This window comes from Streptomyces sp. NPDC060198 (genome assembly GCF_042728415.1).
Classification (GTDB): domain Bacteria; phylum Actinomycetota; class Actinomycetes; order Streptomycetales; family Streptomycetaceae; genus Streptomyces.
The window spans coordinates 1-2,150 of the sequence record NZ_JBHWZJ010000628.1; the positions used below are offsets into that span (position 1 = coordinate 1).

2 protein-coding genes are annotated in these 2,150 nt (G+C 72.0%); both read right to left on the bottom strand.

The window, feature by feature from the left end; translation table 11 throughout:
* Nucleotides 1–64: 64 nt before the first annotated feature.
* On the bottom strand, nt 65–853 hold the full coding sequence (locus ACFWEP_RS34225) for an IclR family transcriptional regulator (protein WP_387376151.1): 789 nt from the start codon (nt 851–853) through the stop codon (nt 65–67).
* A 200-nt stretch (nt 854–1,053) separates the two neighbouring features.
* A complete protein-coding gene (locus ACFWEP_RS34230; RefSeq protein WP_387376153.1) occupies nt 1,054–2,082 on the bottom strand; it encodes an acetylxylan esterase in 1,029 nt (342 codons plus the stop codon).
* Between the last annotated feature and the right edge of the window lie 68 nt (nt 2,083–2,150).

The window sequence follows — 2,150 nt, forward strand, 5'->3', positions numbered from 1 at the left end:
GCACCAGCTCGAACCAGACCACCTTGCCGGTGCTGAGCCGCGTCGCGCCCCTTCGCCACGTGCGTCAGAGCGCGCCGAGTGCCTGACTGATGGCGTCGGCGGCCTCGATGACCTCGCGCACGAGGGTGAGGCGCTGCCCCCCGGCGTCGGAGTGGTCCCCGAGCACCGAGGTCGGTCCCCACAGGGAGATGGCGGCGACGACGTCCCCCGAGGCGTCGCGGACGGGCGCGGCCAGGGACGCGCGGCCCAGGGCGCGTTCCTCGGCCTCGACGGCGTACCCGGTGCGCCGGACCGTGTCGATCTCCGTGTCGAGGAGGTCGTGACTGGTGGTCGTGTACTCGGTGTGCGCGTCGAGCGGATCTCCCAGCAGCTTGCGGCGCTCTCTGGGGGTGAGACCGGTGAGCAGGCACTTGCCGATGCTCGTGGCATGGAGCGGGGCGGTGTGCCCGGCCTGTGTGTAGGACTTGGGCGCGCGCGTGCCCTCGAAGTTGCAGAGGAACATCAGCTCACCGCCGCGGCGCACAGCCACGTTGGCCCCGAGCCCGGTGCGGGTGGCAAGGCCCTGGAGCACCATGCGGGCGGCCCGGTGCACGGGGTGGCGGTTGGCGGCGGTGGCGGCGAGGGGGAGGAGGCCGAGGCTGAGGCGGTAGAGGTTGCTGACCGGATCGCGTTCGACCATGTCGAGGCGTTCCAGGGTGGACAGCAGACGAGACGTGGTCGACGAGCCCAGTCCGGTGTGTTCGGCCACGTCGGAGACGCGGAGTTCGGGCCGGCCGGAGTCGAGTGCGCGCAGCACCGAGACCGCTCGTTCGACACTCTGGTTCGTCCCGGCATCGGTCGCCCGCGTAACCATGACCCTCCCTCGTTCTGCAAATCGCTTGCACAATCTGCATCAGCATATCGCGAGTGATCGAGGCCCGTACATGAAATCGGCGACCGCGAAGGTTCCGCGATGTCGTCCCGGACCGGCCGGCGGCGTCGCGGAACCCCCAGGTCACCGCCTGGGAATCCGCGGACGCCCCGGTCCGGCGCATCCGGTCGCGAGGGAGGCGGTCACACGGTGGGGCCCGGTGTCGACGCCACGGGGACGGCCTCCGACAGGAAGCGCCGCTGGGCCTCTTCCAGGGCCGCCGTCTCGGCCCGTTCGCCCGGGTGGTCGAAGTGCCCCGCACGCAGGACGAGGAGTTCGCGCGGCCCGGCCAACGCGTTGTGGATCGCGAACTGTCCCGGCGGTGGGACCGACGGATCGAACAGGGCCGCACCCACGTGTACCGGGATACGGATGTGCCGGGCCGCCGTCGCGGCGTCGAAGTACGCCAGGACGTCCAGCACCGAGGGATCCCCGGCGAGCCGCGTACGCACCGACTCCCCGCTGCCCGTGCACGGCAGCGTCACCCGGAGCGGATGGTTGCCGAAGGTCGGCACGGTGAGGCCGGCGGCCCGGAATCGGTCGTCCCAGGGAAGCGCCAGCGCCCCGATGCCCCCGCCGAAACTCGTGCCCAGGTAGGTCAGCCGCCCGGCAGCCTCCGGCACGAGCCGCTGGAGTGCGCCGGCCGCACACCAGACGTCCGCCACGCACCCGCCGATGAGGTACGAATCCCGGCTCCCGATGCCGTGCAGAACGTGCCCCGCCGAATTCGGGGCCACGCCGGGCAGCAGGCTCCGTGTTCCGAGCCCGCGCAGGCAGGGCCAGATGGTCGCGGTCTCCGAGGGGGGCTGCCCCAGGTCCGGGGCTGCCCGTCCTCCGTATCCGTGGGTCGCCACACAGCCCTGTGTGACGCGGCCGTCGGCGGGGACGGTCAGCCACCCACCGATGCGGACGCCGTCCACCGACGTGTACGAGACGTCGGCGACCCGCATGCCGTCCACGGTGGTCCAGGGTCCCTCGATCCGGGGCTCCGGGTCGACGCTCAGCGCATGCGCGTGGCGCTCCCGCCAGAAGTCTGCGAAGTCGTCCGGGCCTTGCGGAGCCTCGACCGCACGAAGGCGGGGCAGGTCGTAGCCATGGGTGGGGTCGAAGGGGAAGTCGTGCCGGAGCGGGCTGAGCTCACTGCCGTCCGAGGCGCGCGGGTGGGTGGACAAGATCTCTCCTTGTTCGGTGTGCGAAGTGGCCGACACGGCCCACCGGCACAGCTCCGGCACGACAACCC

Coding starts and splice junctions, on each gene's coding strand:
- ACFWEP_RS34225 (WP_387376151.1), bottom strand. CDS start 853: ATGGTTACGCGGGCGACCGATGCCGGGACGAACCAGAGTGTCGAACGA.